Origin of the sequence: Streptomyces canus (assembly GCF_041435015.1) — a bacterium.
In the GTDB taxonomy this organism is placed as follows: Bacteria; Actinomycetota; Actinomycetes; order Streptomycetales; family Streptomycetaceae; genus Streptomyces; species Streptomyces canus_G.
Genome location: NZ_CP107989.1, coordinates 2,574,636 through 2,600,760 on the forward strand (window position 1 = coordinate 2,574,636; position 26,125 = coordinate 2,600,760).

The 26,125-nt window shown below is 72.3% G+C and carries 17 protein-coding genes; 8 read left to right on the forward strand and 9 right to left on the reverse strand.

The window, feature by feature from the left end:
- Positions 1 to 26 precede the first annotated feature (26 nt).
- Genes OG841_RS11455 through OG841_RS11465 form a run of 3 tightly spaced genes read left to right on the forward strand, consistent with a single transcriptional unit; the run spans position 27 to position 3,300 of the window.
- Complete coding sequence (locus tag OG841_RS11455) at positions 27 to 1,400, forward strand: extracellular solute-binding protein (RefSeq protein ID WP_365115453.1); 1,374 nt, start codon at positions 27 to 29, stop codon at positions 1,398 to 1,400.
- Entirely contained in the window at positions 1,400 to 2,422 is a 1,023-nt protein-coding gene (locus tag OG841_RS11460) for a carbohydrate ABC transporter permease (RefSeq protein ID WP_328641503.1), read from the forward strand. Before OG841_RS11455 ends, OG841_RS11460 begins: the two co-directional genes overlap by 1 nt.
- Positions 2,419 to 3,300 carry a carbohydrate ABC transporter permease gene (locus tag OG841_RS11465; protein WP_365115455.1) on the forward strand — a complete coding sequence of 294 codons (882 nt, stop codon included), beginning with the start codon at positions 2,419 to 2,421 and terminating at the stop codon, positions 3,298 to 3,300. The genes OG841_RS11460 and OG841_RS11465 overlap by 4 nt, the downstream gene beginning before the upstream one ends.
- On the opposite strand, the gene OG841_RS11470 is transcribed toward OG841_RS11465, so the two are convergent.
- Together OG841_RS11470 and OG841_RS11475 are read right to left on the reverse strand one after the other, a co-directional pair.
- Complete coding sequence (locus OG841_RS11470; protein ID WP_365115457.1) at positions 3,264 to 5,492, reverse strand: glycoside hydrolase family 3 N-terminal domain-containing protein; 2,229 nt, start codon at positions 5,490 to 5,492, stop codon at positions 3,264 to 3,266. The two genes, OG841_RS11465 and OG841_RS11470, sit on opposite strands and share 37 nt — an antisense overlap.
- Entirely contained in the window at positions 5,489 to 6,547 is a 1,059-nt protein-coding gene (locus OG841_RS11475) for an N-acetylglucosamine kinase (protein WP_371564748.1), read from the reverse strand. The genes OG841_RS11470 and OG841_RS11475 overlap by 4 nt, the downstream gene beginning before the upstream one ends.
- A gap of 15 nt (positions 6,548 to 6,562) precedes the next feature.
- Between OG841_RS11475 and OG841_RS11480 the strand changes: the two genes are divergently transcribed.
- Complete coding sequence (locus OG841_RS11480; protein ID WP_371564750.1) at positions 6,563 to 7,825, forward strand: glycoside hydrolase 5 family protein; 1,263 nt, start codon at positions 6,563 to 6,565, stop codon at positions 7,823 to 7,825.
- A 62-nt stretch (positions 7,826 to 7,887) separates the two neighbouring features.
- On the opposite strand, the gene OG841_RS11485 is transcribed toward OG841_RS11480, so the two are convergent.
- From OG841_RS11485 to OG841_RS11515, 7 genes are all read right to left on the reverse strand, one after another.
- Positions 7,888 to 9,366 (reverse strand): glycoside hydrolase family 3 N-terminal domain-containing protein, encoded by a 1,479-nt coding sequence (locus tag OG841_RS11485; protein WP_371564753.1) that lies wholly within the window; start codon positions 9,364 to 9,366, stop codon positions 7,888 to 7,890.
- 82 nt (positions 9,367 to 9,448) lie between these two features.
- Positions 9,449 to 10,921 carry a tryptophan 7-halogenase gene (locus OG841_RS11490; RefSeq protein ID WP_371570654.1) on the reverse strand — a complete coding sequence of 491 codons (1,473 nt, stop codon included), beginning with the start codon at positions 10,919 to 10,921 and terminating at the stop codon, positions 9,449 to 9,451.
- Positions 10,922 to 10,965: 44 nt separating this feature from the next.
- Positions 10,966 to 18,744 carry an SDR family NAD(P)-dependent oxidoreductase gene (locus OG841_RS11495; protein ID WP_371564755.1) on the reverse strand — a complete coding sequence of 2,593 codons (7,779 nt, stop codon included), beginning with the start codon at positions 18,742 to 18,744 and terminating at the stop codon, positions 10,966 to 10,968.
- A 130-nt stretch (positions 18,745 to 18,874) separates the two neighbouring features.
- Positions 18,875 to 19,282, reverse strand: coding sequence for a peptide-methionine (R)-S-oxide reductase MsrB (msrB, locus tag OG841_RS11500; protein WP_328641495.1), 408 nt, complete (start codon positions 19,280 to 19,282; stop codon positions 18,875 to 18,877).
- A gap of 13 nt (positions 19,283 to 19,295) precedes the next feature.
- Complete coding sequence (murC, locus tag OG841_RS11505) at positions 19,296 to 20,687, reverse strand: UDP-N-acetylmuramate--L-alanine ligase (RefSeq protein WP_328641494.1); 1,392 nt, start codon at positions 20,685 to 20,687, stop codon at positions 19,296 to 19,298.
- Positions 20,688 to 20,766: 79 nt separating this feature from the next.
- On the reverse strand, positions 20,767 to 21,222 hold the full coding sequence (locus tag OG841_RS11510) for a hypothetical protein (protein WP_057611340.1): 456 nt from the start codon (positions 21,220 to 21,222) through the stop codon (positions 20,767 to 20,769).
- Between the two features lie 171 nt (positions 21,223 to 21,393).
- Positions 21,394 to 22,188, reverse strand: a complete 795-nt coding sequence (locus tag OG841_RS11515; RefSeq protein ID WP_328641493.1) for a pyrimidine reductase family protein — start codon at positions 22,186 to 22,188, stop codon at positions 21,394 to 21,396.
- Positions 22,189 to 22,261: 73 nt separating this feature from the next.
- Here OG841_RS11515 and zapE point away from each other — a divergent pair, with 73 nt between their 5' ends.
- From zapE to OG841_RS11535, 4 genes are all read left to right on the forward strand, one after another.
- On the forward strand, positions 22,262 to 23,344 hold the full coding sequence (zapE, locus tag OG841_RS11520; RefSeq protein ID WP_328643681.1) for a cell division protein ZapE: 1,083 nt from the start codon (positions 22,262 to 22,264) through the stop codon (positions 23,342 to 23,344).
- Between the two features lie 193 nt (positions 23,345 to 23,537).
- Complete coding sequence (locus OG841_RS11525) at positions 23,538 to 23,930, forward strand: hypothetical protein (RefSeq protein ID WP_328641492.1); 393 nt, start codon at positions 23,538 to 23,540, stop codon at positions 23,928 to 23,930.
- Positions 23,931 to 24,044: 114 nt separating this feature from the next.
- A complete protein-coding gene (locus OG841_RS11530) occupies positions 24,045 to 24,623 on the forward strand; it encodes a carbonic anhydrase (protein ID WP_328641491.1) in 579 nt (192 codons plus the stop codon).
- Positions 24,624 to 24,628: 5 nt separating this feature from the next.
- The gene (locus OG841_RS11535) at positions 24,629 to 26,110 is read left to right on the forward strand and encodes a SulP family inorganic anion transporter (RefSeq protein ID WP_371564763.1); all 1,482 of its coding nucleotides are present in this window, start codon (positions 24,629 to 24,631) and stop codon (positions 26,108 to 26,110) included.
- The last annotated feature ends 15 nt before the right edge of the window (positions 26,111 to 26,125 follow it).

Below are 26,125 nucleotides of genomic sequence, written 5' to 3' on the forward strand. Positions count from 1 at the left end.
ATTGAACCAGCCGTGGAGGGCATCACATGCGCGCAAAGAGACTGACCCGCACCCTGACCTGTTTCGCCGTTCTGTCGCTGACAGCCGCCGGCTGCGGCCTGTCCGGCGGAGGATCCGACAGCGGTGACGCCACCGCCGGCGGCTGCAAGGTCGACAAGGGCAACGTCGGGTCGGGGAAGCTCACCGGCGAGGTCAAGGGCGACATCACCTTCCAGACCACCAACCTGAAGAAGGACTTCGGGGACTTCTTCAACGGAGTGATCAAGGACTTCGAGACGGCCCACCCCGGCACCAAGGTCAAGTGGATCGACGACCCGGGCGACTCGACGTTCGGCCAGCGCACGGTCGCCGACGCCCAGGCCTGCACCCTGCCGGACGTCCTCAACGTCGACTCCCCCACCGCGACCTCCCTCACCAAGGCCGGCTACCTGCTGAACGTGGGCGTCAAGGACCCCGACGCCGCCAAGCCCTTCGTCCCGGCCTTCTGGAAGTCCAGCGTCATGAAGGACCCCTCCGGCGCGTCGGTCCACACCGTCCTGCCCTGGTACACCGGCGGGATCCTCCTGACGTACAACACCGATCTGCTGAAGCAGGCCGGTATCGACCCGGCCAAGCCGCCGACGACCGTCTTCGGGCTGTTCGCCGACTACGAGAAGGTCGCCAAGGCGGCCAAGGGCAAGTACTACGCGACGATGGCCAACCCGGTGTGGCGGATCCCGGCCGACTGGGACCAGATGAACATCAAGACGCTCTCGGCCGACGGCAAGTCCGCCGTCTTCGCCGACGACCCGCGCACCGTCCAGTGGGTCGAGTGGATGAGCAAGCTGTACAAGGAGGGCGCGATGCCGAAGGACTCACTGTCCTCCAGCAACGACCCCTCCACGCTCTACAGCCAGGGCAAGGTCGCCTACGGTTCGACCAACCCGAGCTTCGTGCGCTTCGTGCAGCAGAACAGCCCCTCGGTCTACGACAAGACCGCGGTCGGCCAGCAGCCCTTCGACGCGCTCGGCCACACCACCGGCGCCCCGCAGTACATCGCGACCGCGGCGACCAGCAAGAACGCCCCCACGGCGCTGGCGTTCTCCGAGTTCCTCACCAACGCCGAGAACCAGACGGCCTGGTGCAAGGACCCGAAGGTGGTGATCTTCCCGACGACCTCGGCCTCGCTGGACGACCCGTTCTTCCAGAAGGTCACCGGTGACGACCCGTTCGCGCAGGCCCGCAAGCTGGTCGCCGAGCAGCTGAAGACGGCCACCGCCTACCAGACCAACATCTCCTCGGCCATGCAGAACGCCATCGTCGCCCAGGTGCAGCTGGCCATGCAGGGCAAGAAGAGCGCGGCGGACGCGGTGAAGGACGCCCAGGAGAAGGCCAACGAGATGCTGAAGCAGAGCAGCTGATGGCGGCGACGCACACCACGAACCCGGTGTCCGTGCCCGGTGCGGAGGCGAAGGTCTCCGCACCGGGCCCGGCCCCCTCCCGCGCCCGCCGACTCGCCAGGGCCGTCCTGCCGGGACCCGCCCCCGGCGCCAACGGCGCTGCCATGTACCGCCGTTGGTGGCTGCCCTGGCTGTGGACCGCGCCCGCGATCGCCTGCGCGGTGATCTTCGGGGTGTTCCCGTTCCTCAACACCATGCTGCTGTCGTTCACCAACGCCAAGCCGCTGGGCGGCGCGTACCGTTTCGTCGGACTCGACAACTACACGCGGATGCTGGACGACTCGGACTTCTGGCTGGCGACCCGCAACAGCATCCTGTACGCGCTGATCGTCGTACCGCTGATGGTGCTGCTGCCGCTGCTGCTCGCCGTGCTGGTGGAGAAGAACCTGCCGGGCATCGGCTTCTTCCGGTCCGCCTTCTACACACCGGTGCTGGCCTCCAGCGTGGTCGTCGGTCTGAGCTGGCAGTGGCTGCTGGCCGACGACGGACTGGTCAACACCTGGCTGGAGAAGGCCCACTTGATCAGGTCGGCCGTCCCGTTCCTGTCGGACTCGTGGCTGATCCTGCTGTCCGCGATGGGCCTGACCCTGTGGAAGGGCCTCGGCTGGTACATGGTCTTCTACCTGGCCGCCCTCGGGAACGTCCCCAAGGAGCTCCACGAGGCCGCCGCCATGGACGGCGCCGGAGCGGCCCGCCGTTTCTGGCACATCACCGTGCCCGGTGTACGGCAGGCCATGATGCTCGTCGGCACCCTCACCGGCATCGGATCGCTCAGGGTCTTCACCGAGATCTACATGCTCGGCAGCGCCACCGGCGGCCCAGGCGGCGCCGACCGCACCCTGCCCTTCTACATCCGGGACGTCGGCCTGGACCCGATCACCGGCAACGCGGGGTACGGCTCGGCCGTCAGCGTGGCCCTGTTCCTGCTGACGCTGGGGCTGACCCTGCTGGCGCAGCGCCTGACGAAGGAGGACGAGGCATGACGACCGCTGTCGCACCCAAGCGCCGCCGCCTGATGCCGCGTTGGCGGGACTACGGCCGCCCCCGCGAGCTCGTCGTCCGCTATCTGCTGCTGCTCCTGGTCCTCGGCCTCACCGTCGGCCCGCTGCTCTGGCAGCTCCTCGCCTCGCTGAAGAGCACCGGCGAGGACGTCTTCGGCGCGAACGCCACCCTGCTGCCCCACCATCCGACCCTGCGGGCCTACCGGACCATCTTCGACCAGGTGCCGGTGGGCACGTACATCAGGAACAGCCTGATCGTGGTCGCCCTGTCGGTCACCAGCCAGCTGGTCTTCTCCACCACCGCCGGCTACATGCTCTCCAAGCCCGGCTGGAAGGGCCGCAAGGCGGTCTGGGTGGTCCTGATCGCCTCGATGATGTTCCCCTTCGAGTCGATCATGGTGTCGCTGTTCCTGAGCATCCGGGACATGGGCCTGGTCGACAACCTGGCCGGCGTGTGGCTGCCCGGGTTCGTCGGCGCCATCAACGTCCTCCTCATGCGCGGCGCGTTCCTCGCGGTCCCGCGCGAGATCGAGGACTCGGCCATGCTCGACGGCGCGAACGAGTGGCAGCGCTTCCGGCACCTGTATCTGCCGTCCGCGTGGGGCGCGATCCTGGTGGTCGTCATCAACACCTTCATCAGCGCCTGGGACGACTTCCTGTGGCCGCTGATCGTGCTGCGCTCCGAGACCAACATGACGCTGACGCTGGGACTTTCCCGCCTGCAGAGCTCCTCGTTCGGCTACGACCAGCGGATGGTCATGGCCGGCTCGGTGATCTCCGTGATCCCGGTGCTGGTGCTGTTCGTGATCACCCAGCGGTGGTTCTACAAGGGTGTCTCGTCAGGGGCCGTCAAGCTGTGACCCTGCGCGCCGAGCGCCTCCCCGGCTGACGCGGCGACCCTGATCTCGACCGTCCTGGAAGGGGCGAGCTGCTCGGGGTCCAGGGTCAGCGAGACCGTACGACGCTCACCCGGAGCCAGGCCGACACCCTCGAACGCGCACAGTTCGAGGGTGCGCGGCCAGGTGGGGGTGAGCAGGCGGCGCAGATAGACCTGGACGACCGAACGCCCGTACCGCTGGCCGGTGTTGGTGACATCGACCTCGACCGTGAGACCCATGGGTCGTGGCGTGCCGTAGGCGAAACTCGTGTACGACAGCCCGTGCCCGAAGGAGTACCGCGGCTGCGCGCTCTCGTCCACGTATCCGCCGTACTCGGTGTCCTTGTGGTTGTAGTAAACGGGGAGTTGGGCCGCCGAGCGCGGGACGGAGACCGGCAGTCGGCCCGCCGGCTCCGTGAGTCCGAGCAGGACCCCGGCGATCGCCTCGCCGCCCCACGGGCCCGGATACCAGGCGGTGAGCAGCGCGTCGGCGGTGTCGGGGACGAGGTGTGGACGGCCCTGGACCAGGACGACCACCGTGGGCGTGCCGGTCGCGACGACGGCGTCCAGGAGCGCGTACTGGGCCGTGCCGAGCCGCAGTCCGGCCAGGTCGACTCCCTCGCCGCAGGTCATCTCGGACACGGCTTTGCGCGCGGCCCCGTTGGCGTCGAACTCGGTCTCGGGAGTACGGGCGCTGCTGCCGCCCAGCACCAGGACGGCCAGGTCGGACGCGGCGGCCTGGGCGATGGCCTCGGGGATCCCGGAGAGGTCGTCGCCGGTGAGGGCGCAGCCGGGGGCGTGGCGGATCTCCAGGCCGGGCGGGGCGAGGCGGCGCAGGGCGTCGAGGACGCTGCTGCCGGTGCCGGGGCGCTGCGGGGCGGTGTAGTCGCCCAACTGGTGTGCGGTGGTGGCGGCCTGGGGCCCGAGAACGGCGATCCGTGAGACATGCGCGCCGACGGGCAGCACGCCGTCGTTGCGCAGCAGGGTGACGGCCGCCCGCGCGGCCTCCCTGCTGATCGCCGCACCGCCGGCCGGCGGGCGGGCCGTCGCGTCCTGCTGTTCGAAGAGGCCCAGCCGGAACTTGAGCCGCAGCACGCGGGCGACGGCGGTGTCGAGGGTCTCCTCGCTCACCAGACCACGCTCGACGGCCTCCTCCAGATGGGTGAAGCCCTCGTCCCAAAGGCTCAGATCCACACCGGAGTCGAGGGCGAGAGCACCCGCGGAGACCTTGTCCCCCGTGATCCGCGCCAGCCGGTCGACGGCCAGGCCGTCCGCCATGACCAGCCCGTCGAAGCCCCAGTCCTCGCGCAACAGCCCGGTGAGCAGGGCGCGGTTGCCGGAGCAGGGCATCCCGTCGACCTCGTTGTATGCGGCCATGACGGCGGCGGCGCCCGCCCGGACACCGGCCCGGGCGGCGGGGAGGTGGATCTCGTGCAGTTCACGCAGGCCGAGTTCGGACTCGGCGGAGTTGCGGCCACCGACGGTGGCACCCTGGCCGGCGAAGTGCTTGAGGACGACAGGAGCCTTGTCGGCGGCGAAGACGTCGTCGTCCGGGGCACCCTGCATTCCCCGGACCAGCGCCTCCGTCAGCCGGGCGGCCAGGTACGGGTCCTCGCCGAAGCACTCCTCCGTACGGCCCCAGCGCGGGTCGCGGACGATGTCCAGCGCCGAGACGAGGGCCACGTGGCCGCCGCGGGCACGGAGTTCGGCGGCGGCGTGCGCGGCGGCGCGCTCGTGGAGGTCGGGGTCCCAGGTGGCGCCGATCGCCAGGTTGACCGGGAGGACCGTGCCGTCGAGGGCCATGAGGCCGTGCGGGACCTCCTCGACGAAAAGGGCGGGGATGCCGAGCCGGCTCCGGCCCACGACATGCCGCTGGACCAGCTCGGCGAGGGCGGCTCCGTCCTGCGCGCCGGGTCCGCTCCCGTGATCCACGCCGGACCAGGCGTCGGCGCGCTGGAGGCCGTACAGGGCACCGAGTCCCTCGAAACGGTCGGTCTCGGCGTGCAGGGCCTCGGTGAGTTCGAAGCCGCCGTCGGAGGTGCGGCGGTAGGCGTCCCAGCCGTACATGCGCTGGTTGAGCTGGCCGACCTTCTCGCGCAGGGTCATCCGGGACAGGAGGTCACGGACGCGGGCGTCCACGGGTGCGGTGGGGTCGCGGTAGACGGCATCGCTCATGACGGGTGCGCCAGCCGTGCCAGGGCGACCGCGCCGGGACAGCCGTCGGCCACCCAGTCCAGGCTGAGGCCGTGGGTGTGGAGCCGTTCGGCCAGCGGGGTCGTGAGCGGACCCCGGGGACCGAGCAGGCCGCCCGTGGCGACGATCCGTTCACCGGGGCGCGGTTCCAGTGCCCGTACGGTCTCCAGCAGGTGCTCCGCCGCCTCGCTCAGGATCGTCTCGGCCACGGCGTCCTGCTCGGCGGCCGCGTCGGCGACCAGCGGGGCGAAGCGGGCCAGCCGGATCGGCGGATCGGCCATGACGGCGGGCAGCAGATGGCGGCGGAAGTCCTCACGCCGGGCGGATGACCAGCCGGGGACGCCGGTGGGGTGGGCGCCGGTACCGCTCGGCAGAGCGGTACCGCCTCGGTCGTACGAAGGGATTGAGCCCTTCGGGAGGACGTCGACCGGCAGGCCGAGGGTGCGGCCGACCCAGCCGGCGAGGACGGTCGGACGGCCGCGGCCGTCGGCCATGCGCAGGGCCGCGCGGACCGCGCTGCGCCCGATCCAGAAGCCGCTGCCCTCGTCACCGAGGAGCCAGCCGTCGCCGTCCACCGTGGTCGCGGCGTGACGGTCGGTGATGCGCATGGCGACCGCGCCCGTGCCCGCGACCAGGGCAAGGCCGTCGGAGGGGGTGCCGGGGGCGGCGGCGAAGGCGGCCTCGATGTCGCTGCAGACGCCCACCCGGCCGATCGGGATGCCGAGGCGGCCCAGGGCCTCGGTGAGGGCCGTGCGGGCCCTGGAGGTGCCGGGGTCCTCCGCGGAGGCCGCCGTGGCGCCCGCGAAACCGCCGGTCACGGCCACGACCCGGGACCGCGCGCCCTCGGGCACCACCCGGGCCAGCGCCTCGGCGAGGTGGTCAGTGAGCTGCGGAACCGGCACGGTCATGGCGTTGCCCGGACCGCCGGTGCTCTCGCCCAGCACGCGCCCGTCGTCGGCGGCGGCGAGGACCGCGCGGGTGCGGGTGCCCCCGGCGTCGAGGCCGACGACCAAATCTTGGTTCAAATCATTACCCATCGACGACTATGGTGATTGATACATTCGCGCAGGACAAGGGCCCGGCCCGAGGAGGATCCCATTCCCACGCTCCGCTTCGGCGTCAACTACACGCCCCGCCACGGCTGGTTCCACGCCTGGCACGACTTCGATCCGGGTCGCGCCCGCGAGGATCTGGCCCAGATAGCCGGGCTCGGCCTCGACCACGTCCGGGTCTTCCACCTCTGGCCGCTCCTGCAGCCCAACCGCACGCTGATCCGCACCGCCGCCGTGGACCAGCTGGCACAGTTGGTCGACCTGGCGGCCGAGGCGGGCCTCGACGTCCTGGTGGACGGCGTGCAGGGCCATCTGTCGAGCTTCGACTTCTACCCGGAGTGGACCCGCAGCTGGCATCACCGCAACGTCTTCACCGACCCGGAGGCGATCGACGCCCAGGCGGGCCTGCTCCGCACCCTCGGCCGTGCCCTCACCGGCCGCCCGAACGTCATCGGACTCCAGCTGGGCAACGAGCTCAACAACCTCATCGAGCACAACCCGGCGACGGTGGCGGAGGTCGACCACTACCTGGACACCCTGCTGGCCGCCGCTCGCGACGGCCTGGGCTCCGAGGGCCTGGTCACCCATTCCGCGTACGACGCGGCCTGGTACGGCGACGACCACCCCTTCACCCCGGAGGCCTCGGCCCGCAAGGGAGACCTGACCACGGTCCACCCGTGGGTCTTCTCCGGCGGCTGCGCGAGCCTCTACGGCCCCCGCTCCCCGCAGGTCCTGCACCTCGCCGAATACGGCACGGAACTGGCCAAGGCCTACGCCGAGGACCCGGCCCGCACCGTCTGGGTCCAGGAAACCGGCGCTCCCGAACCCCACATCCCGGCCGCCGACGCCCCGCACTTCGCCCGCGAGACCATCCTGAACGCGTCGGGTTGCGAGAACCTGTGGGGCGTGACGTGGTGGTGCTCCCATGACGTGGACCGCTCGCTGGCGGACTTTCCGGAGCTGGAGTACACGCTGGGGTTGTTCGACGCGGAGGGGCGGCCCAAGCCGATCGCGGAGGCCGTGGCGGCCACGGTGGCGGAACTTCGGGCCAAGCCATTGATCGCGGACCCCCGGGCCACGGCTCTGGTCCTGGACTGCACTCCGTCCACGCGCTCGATTTCCGGCCCGGGCGGGGTCTACTTCGACGAGTGGATGCGACTGCGCCAGCAGGGCGTCCGCCCAGCAGTGATCCTGGCGGCGCAGGCAGACGACGAAAGCCACCTGGCGGCGAGGGGCATCGAGGAGCTCATCCGGATCCCGTGAACGTGAGGGCGTTTAGGGGCGCGGGGAACTGCGCGACCAGCCCCCACCGGCCCGCAGACGAATCACCGCGCTCCCACCAGCACTTCAGCCACCGCCCGCAAATTGACCTTCCCCCGCCCGTAAGAACACAACGCGCCCCCCTCCGGCAGCCCCGTCGCGACCCGCACCACCCCCGGCCGCCGGGCCACCAGCTCATCCCGCATGCGGGCCTGCCAGGGGTACAGGCCCGCATCGGACGTGGCCACCACCAGCGGCGCTTCCCCGGCCTCGGCCAGAATCACGTCGACGAGTGCGGAAGGATCAACCGGCTCCCCGGCCACCGCCGTCCCCGTGGCCGTCGGATCAACCGCGAGCACCGCGGTCAGCAGATCCTCCCCACCCCAGTTCAACGCCGGATGCGGCGTCGGAAACAGGTCCACGACATGCGCCCCGGACACGGCACCCGGCGAAACCTGTCCCCGCAGGGCCCGCCGAGCCGCCTCCAGCCCCGCCCCTTCGTCCCATACGGCGACCTCGTCGGCCGGCGTCGCATACCGCTCGACCAGCCGCTGAACCCGCCCCGCCGCCTCCCGCACCCGTTCCTCGCCCAGCACCCCGTCCCGCAACGCCTCGAGCACGGCGTCCCGGCACTCCAGAGTCACCCCCAGATCCGCCACGGCGACGATGACCTGGTCCGCTCCGGCGGCCAGGGCGATCCGCGCCCCCGCGGCCTCCCCGTACACGTCCGCGATCGACTTCATCTCCAGCGCGTCGCTGACCAGCACCCCGTCGAAGTCGAGCTCGTGCCGCAGCAGATCCCCGAGGATGCGCCGGCTGAGCGTGGCCGGCCGGTTGGGGTCCAGTGCCGGAAAGACGACATGCGCGCTCATCAGCATCGGCACACCCGCGGCGATCGCGGCGCGGAAGGGGCCGAGGTCGAGTTCGTCGTACGGCCGCGGGTCGACGGCGAGTTCGTGGTGGCTGTCGGTGAGGGTGCCGCCGTGCCCGGGGAAGTGCTTGGCGCAGGAGGCGATGCCTCGCGCCCCGGTGGCCGCGATCCAGGCGCTCAGGTGCCGGGAGACCAGCTCGGGCCCGGTACCGAAGGCCCGCGTGCGCACGATCGGGTTGTCGGCCTGTCGCTGGATGTCGGCGACAGGGGCGTAGGAGGCCGTGATGCCCAGCGTGGCCAGATGTCCGGCGAGGGCGTCGGCGCAGCGGGCGGTGAGGTCCGGGTCGTCGACGACGCCGAGGGCGTAGGAGCCGGGGACCTCCGGGGCGCCCGCCGCGACCAGGTGCCCGATGCCGCCGCCCTCGTTGTCGATGGCGATCAGCAGGTCCGGCCTCAGTGCTCGCAGCGTGTCGGTGAGCCGGCGCACCTGTTCCGCGTCGCGCACATTGCGGGTGAACAGGATGACTCCGCCGAGACCGCGGTCGATGAGCCGCTTCAGGGTGTCGGGGACGGCCGTGGTGCCCTCGAACCCGGCGACGAGACAGCGGTGTGCGGCCTCGTCGAGGTCGACGGGCAGGGCGGTGCGGGCAGGCTGGCGCTCGGTGTGGGTCACCCCCGGAATCTTCTGGCTCGTCCAGCCGAAAGTCAACATACCAATGGTTCGGTCATTCATCGCCCGGCTGGGCGGCCGTTCCTCAAGCCGTGTCCCAGCCCAGCCCGTCCGCGGAGGCGACGAGGTGACCCGTGCCCGCCGGACCGGTGTCGTCCAGAGGGCCGCCGTAGAGCGCCTGCTCCTGGAGATCGTTGCCGGTCCGGAAGGTCTCGCCGACGACCCGCGTGGACAGCAGCGGGTTCACCCGGTCGTCCGTGGTCGCCAACCGGCCCACCGCGCCGTCCAGTTCGGCCGCCGCGGCACTCCAGTGGTCCCCGAGCCGCTCCGGCCCCAGCACCGCCGAGTCACCCGAGACCAGTCCACCCGCCAGCTCGGCGAAGGCCGCCACCTCGGTGCTGTCGACCTTCGTGACCTTCTTCGCGGACCAGAAGTAGGACTCGTCGTTGCGCTCCATGTCGTAGAAGGCGATGAGGAACTCGTAGAACACCCCGTACTCACGCCGGTATCGCGCCTCGAACTCGGCGAAGCCGCGCTCCTCGGGCACACTGCCGTCGAGTGCCGAGTTGACCGCGCGGGCCGCCAGCAGGGCGCCGTAGGTGGCCAGATGGACACCGGACGACAGCACCGGGTCCACGAAGCAGGCGGCGTCACCCACGAGCGCCATGCCGGGCGTCCAGAAGAACGTCTTCCAGTACGACCAGTCCTTGCGCACCCGCACCCGGTCGTACGGCGGCTCGGTCGCGGCCGGCACTCCGTCGAGCAGCTCGGCGACCTCCGGGCAGGCCCGGATCATGTCCTGCCAGGCGGCCCTCGGATCCCGTTGGACGGCGGCGGTGTGCTCGGGCGAGATCACGGCGCCGACGCTGGTCAGGTCGTCGCGCAGCGGGATGTACCAGAGCCAGCCGGCGTCGAACGCGGCACAGAAGATGTTGCCCCTGTTCGGCTCGGGGAGCCGACGTCCGCCCGCGAAGTACCCGAACACGGCGAGGTTGCGGAAGAAGTCCGAGTACACCCGCCTCCCGCCCACCCCGGAGTGCACCCGGCTGGTGTTGCCGGACGCGTCGATGACGTAACGGCCGTAGGCGGTACGGGCATTGCCGTCACCGTCGGTGTACTCGACCCCGCGCACCCGCTCGTCGTCGGCGACGACCCGGCGCACCGTGCTGCCCTCCCGCACCTCGGCGCCGACGCGGGCGGCGTTGCGCAGCAGGATCTCGTCGAACCGGGAGCGCTCCACCTGGAAGGCGGTCGCCGTGGGTTCGGGCAGCCGGGGCGTCATGGAGAAGGAGAACTGCCACGGCTTCGGGTCGCGCCCCCAGCGCAGTGTGCCACCGCGCTTGAGCGTGAATCCGGCCTCGGCGACCTCCTCGGCGACACCGAGGATGCCGCACAGGCCGTGCACGGTCGCCGGCAGCAGCGACTCGCCGATCTGGTACCTCGGGAAGGTCTCCCGCTCCAGCAGCAGCACCCGGTGCCCGCGCATCGCCACGGCGGCCGCGGCGGTCGAGCCGGCCGGCCCGCCACCGACGACGATCAGGTCGTACTCGGGGTCCATCGGGAACTCCAGTTCTCGGTCGGGGGGTTGCACGGATCGTGTGTCTACGCGGGCAGCCAGGCGCGGATCGCCGCGGCCGTGGAGTCGGCGTCCTGGTGGACGACGGAATAGTGGTCGCCGGGGACGTCCGCGATGTCGTGGGGCAGCGGCCAGTGCGGCAGCCAGTCCCCCTCGGGGTCGATGCTCCGCATCTCGGCGGTCGGCCGGCCGCGCAGCAGCAGCGTCGGCACGGGGGACGACTCGGGGGGCGGCTCGGGGTGCCATCCCTCGAGAACGCGCGCGTAGCCACCGCCCGCGATCAGCAACGAGTCGTCGAACTCCGCGACCACGTCCTCCGGCAGGGCGGCTCCGGCCGCCATCAGGGCGAGCGCGCGCGCGTCACCGCGCTGGAGCAGGCCCGCGTGGGAGTCGATCAGGACGACACCGGCCGGCGGTTCTCCGGCGGTCGCCAGCCGGCGGGCCACCTCGTGCGCGATCACCCCGCCCGCGCAATAGCCGACCAGGACCACGGGGCCGCCCCGGGCGATCTCCCGCACCGCGTCGGCGTGCGCTCGCGCCAGCGTCTCCATCGAGTCGGGCACCGCCCTGCCGGCCCCGAATCCGGGGTGCTCCAGCAGGTACAGGTCCCGCTCCCCGGCGAACTGCCGGGCCAGTCCGGCCGGGACACGCTGGAAGGGTGCGAGGTAGTCGGGGATGTAGGCGAGCGCGGCGGCACTTCCTCCGGTGCCGCTCCGGGCGAGCCGGACGGGCCCGACGGCATGCCGGGCACGATCGGCCGCGGTGAAGGACGGCAGGGCGTAGGAGGCGACGTACCGCAGGGTCATCGCCTCCAGCGGGCCCCGCTCGCCCAGGACGCGGTGGTAGAGGGTGCTGAACCGGTAGGCGGACGGCGGTACGTGAACCTCCGGCTCCGTCACCGGAGTGCCCTCCGTCTCCTCCGGCTCCGGCAACGCGCCCGCCTCCCCCAACGCCTCGAGGAGGTGCGCCGACAGCCCCTCCAGCGTCGGATGCTCGAGGACGACCGTCGGGGCCAGCCGCACCCGCGTGAACGCGCTGAGCCGGTTGCGGAACTGAAGGGCCGTCAGCGAGTCGAAGCCGAGCTGTCCGAACTCCCGGTCGGCGGGGAACGCGTCCGCGTCCGGGAAGCCGAGCACCGCGGCCAGCTCGGCGCGGAGCAGACCGGCCAGCACGCCGGCACGGTCGCCCTCGGGAGTCCCCGCGAGCCTCTTGCGCCAGGCACCGGGTGCCTGGTCGGCCGCCGGTGCCGCGGCGACCGGTGCAGGGCGCGCCGGGAGCAGGTCGGCGAGCACCGGCGGCAGGGTCGAGCCCCTCGCCGTAGCGCGGGCGAACGGGACGGGCACCAGCACCGGTTCCGCCGTGCGCAGGGCGGAGTCCAGCAGTTCGACGCCCGCCTGCTCGGTGACGGCGGGCACCGCGCCCTCGTCCGGCAGGTGCGGCGCGACCCGGCCCGCCATGCCCTCGCCGTGCGTGGTGGTCCAGGGGCCCCACGCGAGGGACTGCGCGGGCAGCCCGCGGGCGGCCCGGTACTCGGCCAGCGCGTCGAGGAAGCCGTTGGCCGCCGCGTAGTTGGACTGTCCCGGCCGGCCCAGCACACCGGCGGCCGAGGAGTACAGCACGAACGCGGACAGCCCCAGGTTCTCGGTCGCCTCGTGCAGATGCCAGGCGGCGTCCGCCTTGGGCGCCAGCACCTCGGCCACCCGCTCCGGCGTCATGCCGTCCACCACAGCGTCGGCCACCACTCCGGCCAGATGGAACACCCCGGTGAGAGGTGGGCTGCAGGACTCGACCAGCGCGTCGACGGCCGCCCGGTCGCTCACGTCACAGGCCACCACCCTTATGTCCGCGGGCAGTTCGGCCGCCCAGTCGGGAGTACGGCCGCCGCGGCTCGCCAACAGCAGGTGCCGTGCCCCGTGTTCGGCCACGAGATACCGGGCGAGGCTCGCGCCGAGCGCACCCGTACCGCCGGTGATCAGCACGGTCCCGTCGGGGTCGAGGGCGGGTGGCGGGGCACTCGCAGGGCCGGCGGTGACCAGCCTGGGCACCAGGACCGCGCCTTCGTGCAGGGCGAGTTGGGGTTCGCCGGTGCGCAGGGCCGCGCCCAGTGCCGCGGGCGTGGCGGTACCGCCGCGGAGGTCGACCTGCACGATCCGGCCGGGGTGCTCGGACTGGGCGCTGCGCAGGAACCCGGCCACCGCGGCCTGCGCCGGATCCGGGTCGTCCCCGGTGGCGTGGTGGGTGAGTACCAGCAGACGACCCTGGCGGGGACCGGCGACCCAGTCGCGTACGCGGGCGAGGACGGCCGTGACGAGGTCCCGGGCCCGGCCCGGCAGGTCCGCGCAGGACCCGGTCGACAGGTGCGCCGTATCGAGCAGTTCGTACTCCGTGTCGGTGTGTCCGGCTTCTGTGGCGGGCCGCCAGGCCGGCTTGTACAGCTCGGTGGGCCGGACCTGCACCACCCGGGTGACCAGCGACTCGACGGTGGCCAGGGGCCGCCCGTCCACGCCGGTCAGCGTCACCCGTACCTCGTCGGGTCCGAGCCGCTCCAGACGCGCCCTCGCGGCGGTGGCGCCGGTCGCGTGCACGCTCACTCCGGTACAGGCGAGCGGGACCCGCGCCTCGCCCGGCCCCTCGGCCAGCAGCGCGGCGTGCAGGGCCGCGTCGAACAGCGCGGGATGCAGGGCGTACGAGCCGGCCTCCGCCGCCTCCTGCGGCTGAAGTGCCAGCTCCGCGAACGTCTCGGCGCCACGCCGCCAGAGCCTGGTGACCGCGCGGAACGCCCTGCCGTAGTGGTGGCCGTACGCGGCGAGCCGCGCGTAGTCGACGGCGAGCTCCTCGGCGCCGGCGGGCGGCCAGGGCGTGTCCTGAGCGGCGGCGGGCGGCGTACCGGCCGCGGCGACCGACGCTTCGGCATGGCGGGTCCACGTCGTGCCCGTGCGTGCCCACACGGTGACCGGGAGGTTCCCCTCCTGATCGGGGGTGTCCGCGACCACCTGGATCGGCACCCGCTCCGACGCGGGCAGCACCAGCGGCTCGTGGAGGACCAGCTCGGACAGTCGTGGCGAGCCCTCCGCCGCGCCTGCCCCGGCCGCCCGGAGCGCCAGCTCGGCGAAGACCGTCGCGGGGACCAGCACCCGGTCGCCGATCACATGGTCCGCGAGCCAGGGCTGCCGCGCGGTGGACAGCACACCGCTGTACCGGGTCCGGGGCCCGTCGGCGTCCGGCTGCGCCGGTCCGACCAGCTTCCGGTCGTCACCGCTGTCGTTGCCCCGCACGTCGAGCCAGTAGCGCTGCCGCTGGAAGGGGTATGTCGGCAACGGCCGCCGCCGCGCGCCGGTCCCGGCGTACACAGCCCGCCAGTCCACCGGCACGCCATGGACATGCAGCTCCGCCAGGGCCACGGCCGTCTCGGCACCGACCGTGAACAGGGCCCCGGAGCCCGGCTCGACGCACTCCTCGGCCGCCGCGCTCAGTGCCGCCGACGGTCCGGCCTCCACGTACGCCGTCACCCCCGCCCGCGCCAGCCACCGCACCGCGTCGGCGAACCGCACGGTCTCGCGTGCCTGCCGCACCCAGTAGTCCGGGGTCCGGATCGCGTCCGGCTCCGGGCGGCCGGTCAGCGTCGACACCACCGGCAGGGACGGCCGGTGATAGGTGACCGACTCGGCGACCCTGCGGAACTCCTCCAGCATCGGGTCCAGCAGCGGCGAGTGGAAGGCGTGGCTGACCTGCAACCTGGTTGCCGTCCGCCCGAGTCGAGCCGCCAGCGCGGACACCGCGTCCTCGGCACCGGACAGCACCACGGACTCGGGACCGTTGACCGCCGCGACGGCGACCGGGGCACCGGGGACTTCGTCGAGCCGTTTCACCACGTCCGTCAGGGGAGCCCGTACGGCGAACATCGCGCCGCCCGTGGGGAGTCCGGCCATCAGCCGACCCCGCGCGGCCACCAGCCGTACCGCGTCGGACCGCGAGAAGACGCCCGCGATGTGGGCGGCGGCCAGTTCGCCGATCGAGTGGCCGACGAGGAAGTCCGGCCGTACCCCGCAGTCGGCGAGGAGGGTGTGCAGCGCGACCTCGTAGGCGAACAGGGCGGGCTGCGCGCAGTCGGTGCGGTGCAGGAGGTCGCTGTCGGGGTCGTCGATCACCTCGCGCAGGGGGAGGTCCAGGAACGGGGTGAAGGCGTCGCACAGTTCGGTGAACGCCTTGGCGAACGCGGGGAAGGCGGCGGCCAGTTCCTGGCCCATGCCGGTCCGCTGGGTACCCTGGCCCGCGCAGAGCAGCGCCACCTTGGAGGTGCCGCGCGCGGTGCCCTTGCGCAGTGCGGAGCCGTCGGCGCCGTCGGCCAACTCCCGTATTCCGGCGAGGAGTCCACCGGCGTCGGCGGCCAGTACGGCGGCGCGGCGCTGGAGCGGCGTCCGGGTGGTGGCGAGCGAGTACGCGACATCCAGGGCGTCCGCGTCACCTTCCACGTCGGCGAGAGCCGCTGCCAACTCCCGCGCGTGGGCCCGGAGTCCGGCCTCGTCGCTGCCGCTGACGAGCCAGGGGGCGATGGTGTGCGGGCCGGAGCGGACGTTCCGGGATTCCTCCTCGGCTTCCTCCGGCTCCTCGATGATCACGTGCGCGTTGGTCCCGCCGATCCCGAACGAGGAGATCGCCGCCCGGCGCGGCCGGTCCCGCTGCGGCCAGGGCCTGGCCCGGTCCAGCAGCCGTACCGCCCCGTCGGACCAGTCGACGTGCGACGACGGCTGCTCCGCGTACAGGGACCTGGGCAGTTCGCCGTGGCGCATCGCCTCGATCATCTTGATGACGCCGGCCACTCCGGCCGCGGCCTGGGTGTGCCCGAAGTTCGACTTGACCGAGCCCAGCCAGACGGGGTCGTCCGGGTCGCGGTCGCGGCCGTAGGTGGCCAGCAGGGCGCCCGCCTCGATGGGGTCGCCGAGCGCGGTCCCGGTGCCGTGGCCCTCGACGGCGTCGACGTCGGCCGTGCGGAGTCCGGCGTCGGCCAACGCCAGCCGGATCAGCTCCCGTTGGGCCTCGCCGTTCGGCGCGGTGAGGCCGTTGGACGCGCCGTCCTGGTTCACGGCGGAGCCCCGCAGCACCGCCAGGACCGGGTGGCCGTTGCGCCGGGCGTCGGACAGCTTCTCCAGCAGCACCAGGCCGACCCCCTCGGCCCACGCGGTGCCGTCCGCGCCGTCCGCGAAGGACCGGCAGCGCCCGTCCGCCGACAGCCCGCGCTGCCGGCTGAACACCACGAACGGCTTGGGACTGGCCAGGACGGTCACGCCGCCGGCCAGCGCGAGGGTGCACTCGCCCGCGCGCAGCGCCGCGGCGGCCAGGTCCATGGCGACGAGGGAGGAAGAGCAGGCCGTGTCGACGGTCAGGGCCGGGCCGCGCAGGCCCAGCACGTAGGAGATCCGTCCGGAGGCCACGCTGCCCGCCGACCCGGCACCGAGGTGCGCCTCCAGCGGGTGCTGCGACGCCCCGGCGCCGTATCCGCCGTGCATCAGACCGACGTAGACGCCGGTGGCACTGCCGCGCAGCGAGGGCGCGGGGATGCCCGCACGCTCCAGCGTCTCCCAGGCGACCTCCAGCAGCAGCCGGTGCTGCGGGTCCGTGGCCGTGGCCTCGCGCGGCGAGATACCGAAGAACAACGGGTCGAAGTCGGCCGCGTCGGTGAGGAAACCGCCGCGTCGGGTGTAGGTCGTCCCGAGCCGGTCGGGGTCGGGGTGGTACAGGGCGTCGACGTCCCAGCCCCGGTCGGCCGGGAACTCGCCGGTGGCGTCCACACCGTCGGACACCAGCCGCCAGAGGTCCTCGGGCGAGCGCACCCCGCCCGGGTAACGGCAGCCGACGGCCACGATCGCGATCGGCTCCGCGGCGGGGCCGCGGCGCGGCTGTGCCGTCTCGCGGGAGCCGCCGTGGAGGCGCTCGTCCAGGTGGGCGGCGAGCGCGGCCGGGGTGGGGTGGTCCCAGACCAGAGTGGCGGGCAGCCGCAGTCCGGTGCGGAGGCTGAGCCGGTGCCACAGGTTCATCGCGCCCATGGAGGTGAGACCGAGGTCGGCGAAGGCGGTGTGGGGGTCGATCGCCGCCGCATCGGTGACGGGCGCCTGGCCGCCGGCCGCCGGGGCGAGCGCGGGCATACCGGCGACCACCGACCCGTCGGAAGCGCCCGGCTCGCCGACGGCCTCCGCCCCTCCGATCGCCGCCGTCTCGGCGCACACCAGCTCGGTCATTGCCGCCCGCCGCTCCGCCGGGGTGCGGTCGGCGAGGCCCGCGAGGGTCTCCTCGGCCGGGCGCGCGGCCAGGCCCTCCCTGAGGACGGCCCGCCGTGGCTTGCCGGCCGCGGTGCGTGGGATGGCCGGGGTGAACAGGACGTCGTCGGGCACCTTGTGCGCGGAGAGCACCTCGGCGCACGCCCGCAGCAGAGCGCCCGTGTCGAGGCCCCGCTCCCCCGGTACGACGAACGCGACCGGGGCCTCTCCGAGCAGGGGGTGCGGCCGCGCCACCACCGCCGCGTCCAGCACTCCGGGCAGTCCGCGCAGCACCTGCTCGACCTCGACGGGGTCGACGTTCTCGCCGCCGCGCACGATCCGGTCGTTCACGCGTCCCGTGACGGTCAGAGCTCCGTGCTCACCGAACCGCCCCAGGTCACCGGTGCGGTACCAGCCCTCCCCGGCCACCGCGCCCCCGTCGTGGTAGCCGAGCATGACGCCGGGCCCGCGCACCCAGATCTCGCCTTCGGCGCCGACGGCCTCCTGCCCGGTCCCGGGGTCGGCGAGCCGCACCTCCATGCCGGGCAGCACCGCCCCGCTGCTCCCCCGCACCCGCGGCCCCGCCAGCGACTCCATGGCGATCTTGCCGCAGGTCTCGGTGCTGCCGTACCCGTCGAGCAGGGGCGCCCCGAGCCGCTCCTCGACCCGCTCCCGCAGCTCCGGCTCGCTCGGCGCCCCGGCGGTGACACACACCCGCAGCGAGGGCACGTGGCCAAGTCCGGCGTCGAGCAACTGCTGGTAGGTGAGGGGGACTCCGCCCAGAACCGTCGGAGCGAACTCGTCGATGAGCCGTAACAGCGCGGCCGGTTCCCGCACCGCGGTGATGCGCGCGCTGCCGCCTGCCACGGTCGTACCGAGGACACAGAGCGAGTGGGCGTAGGTGTGCGCGAGCGGCAACGGCCACAGCAGCCGGTCGTCCGCCGCCAGCCCCAGCCGGGGCACGTAGCAGGCGACCGGCGACCAGAGCGCGGACCGCTGACTGGCGACGGCGGCCCTGGGCGTGCCCGAGGTACCGGAGGTGTAGAGCAGCCAGGCGGGCGCGTCCAGACCGAGGTCGTCGCGCGGTTCGGGTGAACGGCCGTCCGCCACGAGGTCGTCGAAGTGCACGACCCCCTCCGGCACCGGTCCCTCCCCGGTCACCACCAGTCGCGGCGACCGCTCCCCGACCACACTGGCGATCCGGGCCAACTGCCGCCGGTCGACGACCAGTACCTCCGGATCACAGTCCGCGAGCAGCGCCGCGAGTTCGGCGTGGGTCCCGCGCGGGCTCAACGGCACACCCACGGCGGCGGCTCGGACCGTGGCGAGCAAACCCTCGACCAGCTCCACGCTGTTGTCGAGGCAGAACGCCACCCTGGCGCCGCGCCCGACGTCCAGCGCAGCCGCCAACCGCCTTGTGCGGAGCTCCAGTTCGGCCCAGCTCAGCGCCCGCCGGTCGTCGGCGAACGCGAGCTTCCCGCCGTATCGCGAGGCGTTCTCGACCAGCAACTCCGCCACGGGCCGGACCTCGGACACTCCCCCGACACGCATCGGGCCTCCCTCTGGATCACCGAGTCCGCACCGTATCCCGCCCGCGCGCCCGGCACCGCATCACAAAGAGGGCTCACATGGCCGGAGTTGATCGGTGGCGTCCGGAGGAAGCGTGACCGGTACCGCTCCGTCAGTCCTCGTCCGCCGTCAACCGCAACGAGATGCTGTTGATGCAGTACCGCTGGTCGGTGGGCGTCGGATACCCCTCACCCTCGAACACGTGGCCGAGATGCGAGCCGCAGCGGGCGCAGCGGACCTCGGTGCGGACCATGCCGTGGGAGCGGTCCTGGATCAGTTCGACCGCGTCGGTGTCCTTCGGGTCGTAGAAGGACGGCCAGCCGCAGTGGGACTCGAACTTCGTGGTGGAGGTGAAGAGCTCGGCCCCACAGGCGCGACAGGAGTACACGCCCGTGGTCTTGCTGTTGGTGTACTCGCCGGTGAAGGCGGGCTCCGTCCCGGCCTGGCGGAGTACGGCGTACTCGGCCGGGGTCAGCTCCGCACGCCACTGCTCGTCCGGCTTTTCGATGTCGTACGACATGAAGCTCAGCCCCTTACTTCGCGAGACGGTCCAGAATCAGCGGGCCGAGGTCCGTCACGTCACCCGCGCCCATGGTGAGAACGAGATCACCGGCCTTCGCCATTCCCGCGACCACCGACGCCACGTCCGCCGTGTCGTGGACCGGCGTCACGTCCGCGCCCGCGGCCCGCGCCGCCGCGATGATCAGCTCGCTCGTCACCCCGGGGATCGGGTCCTCGCGGGCCGGGTAGATGTCCAGGACCAGCGAGCCGTCCGCCGCCGCGAGCGCCTGGCCCATCTCCTTGCCGAGCTCCTGCGTCCGCGAGAACAGATGGGGCTGGAAGACGACCAGGATGCGGGCGTCACCGGCCGCCGCCCGCATGGCCTCCAGGTCCGCCGTCATCTCGGTGGGGTGATGGGCGTAGGAGTCGATGACCTGCACCCCGGCCGCCTCGCCCTTGAGCTGCAGGCGTCGCTTGACGCCGGTGTACGCGGCCAGGGCGGGAGCCAGCTCGGCGGCCGGGACACCCAGTGCGACGCCCGCCGCCAGCGCGGCCACCGCGTTGTGCGCGTAGTGGCGGCCGGGCACGGACACGGTGAAGGTGAGCGGCGAGCCGTCCAGCTCCACGGTGACCTCGCTCTTCAGCCCCTGCGGGACGACCGACAGCACGCGCACGTCGGCGTCCTCGGCGTCTCCGTAGGTCACCACCCTCACGTCACACGCGGTGACGCGCCGGGTCAGCTCCCGCGCGCCCTCGTGATCCGCCGAGATCACCAGCGTGCCGCCCTCGGTGACGCGGTCCACGAACGTCTCGAAGGAGGCGTAGATCTCGTCCATCGACGCGTAGTTGGCGTGGTGGTCGAGCTCGACGTTGAGGACGATCGCGACCTCGGGGGCGTACTTGTGGAAGCTGCGGTCGGATTCGTCCGCCTCGGCGACGAAGATCTCGCCCTCGCCGTGCAGGGCGTTCGAGCCGGGGGCGTCCAGGTCGCCGCCGATCGCGTACGACGGCTTCAGGCCCAGTGCGCTCAGCGAGACGGCGAGCATCGACGTGGTCGTGGTCTTGCCGTGGGTACCGGCGACCGCGATCGGCCGCAGGCCGTCCATCAGCGAGGCGAGGGCGTCGGAGCGGTGCACCACGGGGATGCCGAGCTCGGCCGCCCGCGCCAGCTCCGGGTTGTCGGCCCGGATCGCCGACGACACGACCACACAGGTGGCGTCGGAGGCCAGGTGCTCCGCCGCGTGCCCGATGTGCACGGTCGCGCCCAGCGCCCGCAGCGCCTCGACGGTCGGGGACTCCTTGGCGTCGCTGCCGGCCACCTTCGCCCCGCGCTGCGCGAGGATCTTCGCGATCCCCGACATCCCGGCCCCACCGATCCCGATGAAGTGCGGTCGGTCCATGGCGGTAGGAAGGCCGGGGGCCATGTGGTGTCTCCCTGTGCATACGGCTACGGCGAAGACCCCAGCTTATTGCCTACGGCGAGCGCGCCCGGCCCCTGCTCCCTTACTCCTTGCTGTGCGAAAACAGCTTCAGCACCGGCACGCCCACCTTGTGCCGCGCTCTCGACGCCCAGTCCCGGTGGAAGAACTCCTCCACGTAGTGGGGATCGGTGAGCACGATCACCTCGTCCGCGCCGATCTCGTCGACCAGGGACTTCAGCGCGTCCAGGGGGTGGTCCTCGATGAGCCGCCCCTCCGCCTCGCTCCCGGACGCCCTGAGCGCCTGCAGGGAGACCTCCAGGGCCCGCTCCCCCACACCCTTCGCGGCCTCACCCTCGGGGGTCTCCCGCTCGCGTACGGCCTCGTCCAGCTCGCCCAGCGCCACGTCGTCGATGGCCCGCAGCAGGCGGTCGGCCTGATCCCCCCGCGGCTGGAGCAGCACGTGGAACGCGACCGACTCGTCACCGTGCAAGGTGGTGACGAACTCCACATCGGCGGACGTCAGAGCCTTCTCGATCATCAAAACGCTTGTGAACACCGTGCGTCCCCTTCTCTACGCTCTGCGGAAACCATCCTGCCCCGTGGTCGCACGGTACTGCCGGATTGAGTGTGCCCGCCGCAAGCTAAGCGGAACGCCAGATTCCAACCGATGTCGACGTCAGCGGTACCGATCGAACCCGCGTCCGGGCGGTCAAGCCCTGCGGTACCTGCTGTAGAGGAATCCGTCCTCCTCCAGCAGCGAGTCCAGCGCGAACCGTGCCGGCACCGCCACCGACGGCCCCCCGGCGATCCGCTGCGCGTCCCCCGCGGTGAGCATCGGGGACAGGGTCAGACAGAGTTCGTCGAGCACTTCGGCGGCCACCAGCTGGCCGAGCAGCCGGGGGCCGCCCTCGGTCAGCAGCCGGGTGTGTCCCAGCTCGGCGAGCACCCGTACCGCCCGCGCGGGGTCCACGCCGACGCCGTCCCCGGCGATCACCACGCGCGCGCCCGCCTTCTCGGCGGCGGCGATCCGGTCCGGGGCGGCCGCGGCGCCCGTGAGGATCAGGGTGGGCACCTGGGGCGAGGTGTACAGCGGGAGGGAGAAGTCCAGGTCCAGGCTCGCGGTGATCACCGCGATCGCCGGGACCGGGCCCTGTCCGGCCGCCTCGCGCAGCTGCGCGAACTCGTCCCGCACGCGGGCGGGTCGGTACCCCTCCTGGCGGACCGTTTCCGCGCCGGCGATCACCACGTCCGCCAGCGCCCGCAGCGTCCCGAAGATCCGCATGTCGGTCGCGGTGGAGATGGGCTGCGAACGGCCGTCGTGCTGGGCGGCCCCGTCGATCGTGGACACCATGTTGGCGCGCAGCCACACCTCCGGGGTCCCGGGGCCGGGCCCGAGCTCGGGATACGCGTAGGCGGCGGCCAGCTCGGCGAGGCCCCACTCGTGGTCGGCCCCCTCCGGGCTCCGGGTCTCTGTCTCGTCGGTCACAGGGAACAGGCGTCGCATGTCGTGCAGTGTGGCACGGCCCTTAGCATGGTGAACCGTGTCTACTTCCCCCGCCGCGTCCGGGTTCGGTTCCATGGCCGACACCGCCCCGCTCTCCCTGTGCGACCGTGAGCCGCACGTCCCCGCGGACCGGCTGGTCGCCGAGATGGTGCCGCCGCCGCGGTTCGACTCGGTGCGTTTCGACACGTACATCCCGGACCCGAACCAGCCCAGCCAGACCGAGGCCGTCCGGGTCCTCGCGGGCTTCGCGGCGGGCCTGTCCGGCGCACACGCGGTCGGCGGCGGCAAGCGCGGCTTCCTCGGTTTCGGAAAGGCGTTCGGGAAGGCGAAGGAGGCCAAGACCCCGACAGGCCCGCGCGGCGTCTACCTCGACGGCGGCTACGGCGTCGGCAAGACCCACCTGCTGGCCTCGCTCTGGCACGCCACCCCCGCCGAACCCTCCCTCAAGGCCTTCGGCACCTTCGTCGAGCTGACCAACCTGGTCGGCGCCCTCGGCTTCCAGAAGACGGTCCAGACGCTCTCCGGCCACCGCCTCCTGTGCATCGACGAGTTCGAGCTGGACGACCCGGGCGACACCGTCCTGGTCTCCACCCTGCTCGGCAAGCTGGTCGACGCGGGCGTGGCGCTCGCCGCCACATCCAACACCCTGCCGGGCAAGCTCGGCGAGGGCCGGTTCGCGGCCGCCGACTTCCTGCGCGAGATTCAGGGCCTCGCCGCACGCTTCCGCCCCCTGCGCATCGACGGCGAGGACTACCGCCACCGCGGACTGCCCGAGGCGCCGGCGCCGTTCACCGACGAGGAGGTCGGCAAGGCGGCGTACGCCACCGAGGGCGCCTCGCTCGACGACTTCCCGAGCCTGTTGGCGCATCTCGCCAAGGTCCACCCGAGCCGGTACGGCGCCCTGACCGACGGCGTGAAGGCGGTGTGCCTCACGGACGTCCAGCCGGTGCCGGACCAGTCGACGGCGCTTCGGCTCGTGGTGCTCGCGGACCGCCTCTACGACCGCGAGGTGCCGGTGCTGGCCTCCGGGCTGCCCTTCGACCGGCTGTTCAGCGAGGAGATGCTGAACGGGGGCTACCGCAAGAAGTACTTCCGCGCGATATCCCGGCTCACCGCGCTGGCGCGCGACGCGAAGGGCCTGGTCGAGGGCGCCTGAGGCGCTTCTAACGCATCGAATACGCAAGATCAAGAGCCGGTTCGCGCCACGACCCGCCGCGCTTCAGCCTCTCTTCAGCTGGAAACGTTAAGTTAACCCTGCAAACAACTTTGCCGAGCTAAGGTGTTTCTTGACCAGTCATTGACCAGTGGTTGGTCTGGACTAGAAGCGTGAACTGCCGAGAGGGGGGCGCATGTTCCGAGGTGCGACGGTACGGACCGTGCTGGCGGCCCTCACTGCCGTCCTTCTCGCGCTCCCCTTCTTCGCATCAACCGAGGAATTCGCAACCGCGCACACAGTCCGTCAGGCCAAGGCCAAAGCTCAGACCGGAACCAAGCTCTCCGGCAAGGCGGCGCGCGTCGAAGCATCCGGCAAGCGCCACTGCAACCACGTCGGGGACCCGACCGGTCCCCTGCGCACCCGCGACCGGCACCGCGCCGTCGACTTCGCCCCCGAGGGGCCCGAGCGCCCGCTGTCGGCTCAGGAGCCGGCGACCGCGCCCGAGCGGGTCGCAACCGGCGATTTCCCCCTGTCGAGACCCTCGACAGCCCACGCTCCAGCGGCACTTCAAGTGTTCCGCTGCTGACGGCAGAGCAGTTCCCCCCATCTGTTCCCCCACCTGTCATGTAAGCCGACGCGCCCTCAATGCGCGCCAGGTAAGCCCGACGCGCCCCCATTGCGCGCCAGGAGGAGTCACCACATGCAGCCCCTCATCGACAACGCCCGTACGTTCGGACAGCGCCCTGAGGAGTTCGCCCAGCTGGCCGAAGGCCAGTCCCCCCAGGTTCTGTTCATCACCTGCTCGGATTCCAGGGTCGTCCCGGCCCTGATCACGGGCGCCCGCCCGGGCGAGCTCTTCGAGCTGCGCACCGCGGGCAACATCGTCCCCCCGTACGCCTCCGAGCACCCCACCAGCGAGGCGGCCACCATCGAGTACGCCGTGGAGGTGCTGGGCGTCCGCGACATCGTGGTCTGCGGACACTCGCACTGCGGTGCCGTCGGCGCCCTGGTGCGCGGCGACGACCTGGACGCCGTACCGGCCGTGCGCGACTGGCTCCATCACGCCACCCCGCGTCCCGCGGGCGCGGCCGAGGACCCGGCCGTGGCCGACGGCGTGCAGAGCCACGTCCTGGCCCAGGTACTGCGCCTGCGGTCGTACCCCTTCATCGACAAGAAGCTGGCGGAAGAACAACTGACCCTGCACGCCTGGTACTACGAGGTGCACACGGGCGCGGTGCGCGTCCACCGCACCGAGTCCGACGCGTTCGAGGGCCTGTGATCGCCATGATGACCAAATACCCTCACCTGCGGCAGGACTTCGCCGCCTCCCTGGTCGTGTTCCTGGTCGCGCTCCCGCTCTGCGTGGGCGTGGCCGTCGCCTCCGGCGTGCCGGCCGAACTCGGCCTGGTCACCGGCATCGTCGGCGGTCTGGTCACCGGATTCATGCGGGGCAGCAGCCTCCAGGTCTCCGGCCCGGCCGCCGGTCTGACCGTCCTCGTCTTCGAGGCGGTCAACGAGTTCGGGCTGCCCGCCCTCGGTGTGATCGTGCTGTCCGCCGGAGTGCTCCAGCTCGCCATGGGCGCCCTCAAGCTGGGGCGCTGGTTCCGGGCGATATCCGTCTCGGTCGTCGAGGGCATGCTGGCCGGAATCGGCCTCGTGCTCATCGCCGGCCAGCTGTACTCGGCGGCCGGCCTGAAGGCGCCCACCTCCGGCATCGACAAGATCGTGGGGCTGCCCGGTGCCGCCCTCGACGCGCTCGGCAGCACCACGGCCCTTGCCTCGCTCGCCGTCGGCGCGGGCACCGTGGCGGTCATGGTGCTGTGGAAGAAGCTGCCCAAGAAGGCGCAGACCGTGCCGGGCGCGCTCGCCGCGGTCCTGCTGGCCACCCTGGTCACCCGGGTCTTCGGCCTGTCGATCGCCACCGTCGAGGTGAACGGCCTGCTGGCGTCCATCCAGCCGCCCGGCAGCGAGGCGTTCGGCGAGCTGGCCAACCCGGCGATCTTCGGCACCATCCTCGCCTTCACTCTGATCGCCTCCGCCGAGAGCCTGTTCAGCGCCGCCGCGGTGGACCGGCTGCACGACGGTCCGCGCACCGAGTACGACAAGGAGCTCATGGCCCAGGGCGCGGGCAACGCGGTCTGCGGCGCGCTCGGCGCCCTGCCCATGACCGCGGTCATCGTGCGCAGCTCGGCCAACGTCCAGGCGGGCGCGAAGACCAAGGCCTCGCGGGTCATGCACGGCGTGTGGCTGCTGCTGTTCGCGGCCCTGCTGCCCTCGACGCTGGCACTGATCCCGCTGCCCGCGCTCGCCGGCATCCTGGTCCACGCGGGCTTCAAGCTGATCCCCTTCCGGGAGATCGTGTCGCTGTGGCGGGGCCACCGCGGTGAGGCGCTGATCCTGGTGGTCACGGCGATCTCGATCGTCGCGGTGAACATGTTCGAGGGCGTGCTGATCGGTCTGGCCCTGTCGGTCGTCAAGACCGCCTGGGAGGCCTCGCACCTCAAGCTGGAGATCATCGACAAGGGCGCGGGCCCCATCCAGGCCCATCTGTCGGGCAACGCGACCTTCCTGCGGCTGCCGAAGATCCTCGACAGCCTGGAGTCGCTGCCCCAGGACCGGCCCGTGGAGCTCGACCTCTCCGGTCTGCACCACCTGGACCACGCCTGCCGTACGGCGCTGGAGAACTGGGCCGAGCGGCACAGCGCGGTCGGCACCGAACCGGTCCGGGTCACCGAGCCCGAGCCGGTGAAGGCCACCGCTCCGTAGCACTCCCCGCCTGGT

Bases quoted from the DNA above. Each gene is read 5' to 3' on its own strand.
- OG841_RS11515 (WP_328641493.1), bottom strand. From the start codon at position 22,188: ATGCGACGCCTGTTCCCTGTGACCGACGAGACAGAGACCCGGAGCCCG.
- OG841_RS11460 (WP_328641503.1), top strand. From the start codon at position 1,400: ATGGCGGCGACGCACACCACGAACCCGGTGTCCGTGCCCGGTGCGGAG.
- OG841_RS11525 (WP_328641492.1), top strand. From the start codon at position 23,538: ATGTTCCGAGGTGCGACGGTACGGACCGTGCTGGCGGCCCTCACTGCC.
- msrB (WP_328641495.1), bottom strand. From the start codon at position 19,282: ATGTCGTACGACATCGAAAAGCCGGACGAGCAGTGGCGTGCGGAGCTG.
- OG841_RS11510 (WP_057611340.1), bottom strand. From the start codon at position 21,222: ATGATCGAGAAGGCTCTGACGTCCGCCGATGTGGAGTTCGTCACCACC.
- OG841_RS11475 (WP_371564748.1), bottom strand. From the start codon at position 6,547: ATGGGTAATGATTTGAACCAAGATTTGGTCGTCGGCCTCGACGCCGGG.
- OG841_RS11490 (WP_371570654.1), bottom strand. From the start codon at position 10,921: ATGGACCCCGAGTACGACCTGATCGTCGTCGGTGGCGGGCCGGCCGGC.
- murC (WP_328641494.1), bottom strand. From the start codon at position 20,687: ATGGCCCCCGGCCTTCCTACCGCCATGGACCGACCGCACTTCATCGGG.
- OG841_RS11535 (WP_371564763.1), top strand. From the start codon at position 24,629: ATGATGACCAAATACCCTCACCTGCGGCAGGACTTCGCCGCCTCCCTG.
- zapE (WP_328643681.1), top strand. From the start codon at position 22,262: ATGGCCGACACCGCCCCGCTCTCCCTGTGCGACCGTGAGCCGCACGTC.
- OG841_RS11470 (WP_365115457.1), bottom strand. From the start codon at position 5,492: ATGAGCGATGCCGTCTACCGCGACCCCACCGCACCCGTGGACGCCCGC.
- OG841_RS11495 (WP_371564755.1), bottom strand. From the start codon at position 18,744: ATGCGTGTCGGGGGAGTGTCCGAGGTCCGGCCCGTGGCGGAGTTGCTG.
- OG841_RS11465 (WP_365115455.1), top strand. From the start codon at position 2,419: ATGACGACCGCTGTCGCACCCAAGCGCCGCCGCCTGATGCCGCGTTGG.
- OG841_RS11455 (WP_365115453.1), top strand. From the start codon at position 27: ATGCGCGCAAAGAGACTGACCCGCACCCTGACCTGTTTCGCCGTTCTG.
- OG841_RS11530 (WP_328641491.1), top strand. From the start codon at position 24,045: ATGCAGCCCCTCATCGACAACGCCCGTACGTTCGGACAGCGCCCTGAG.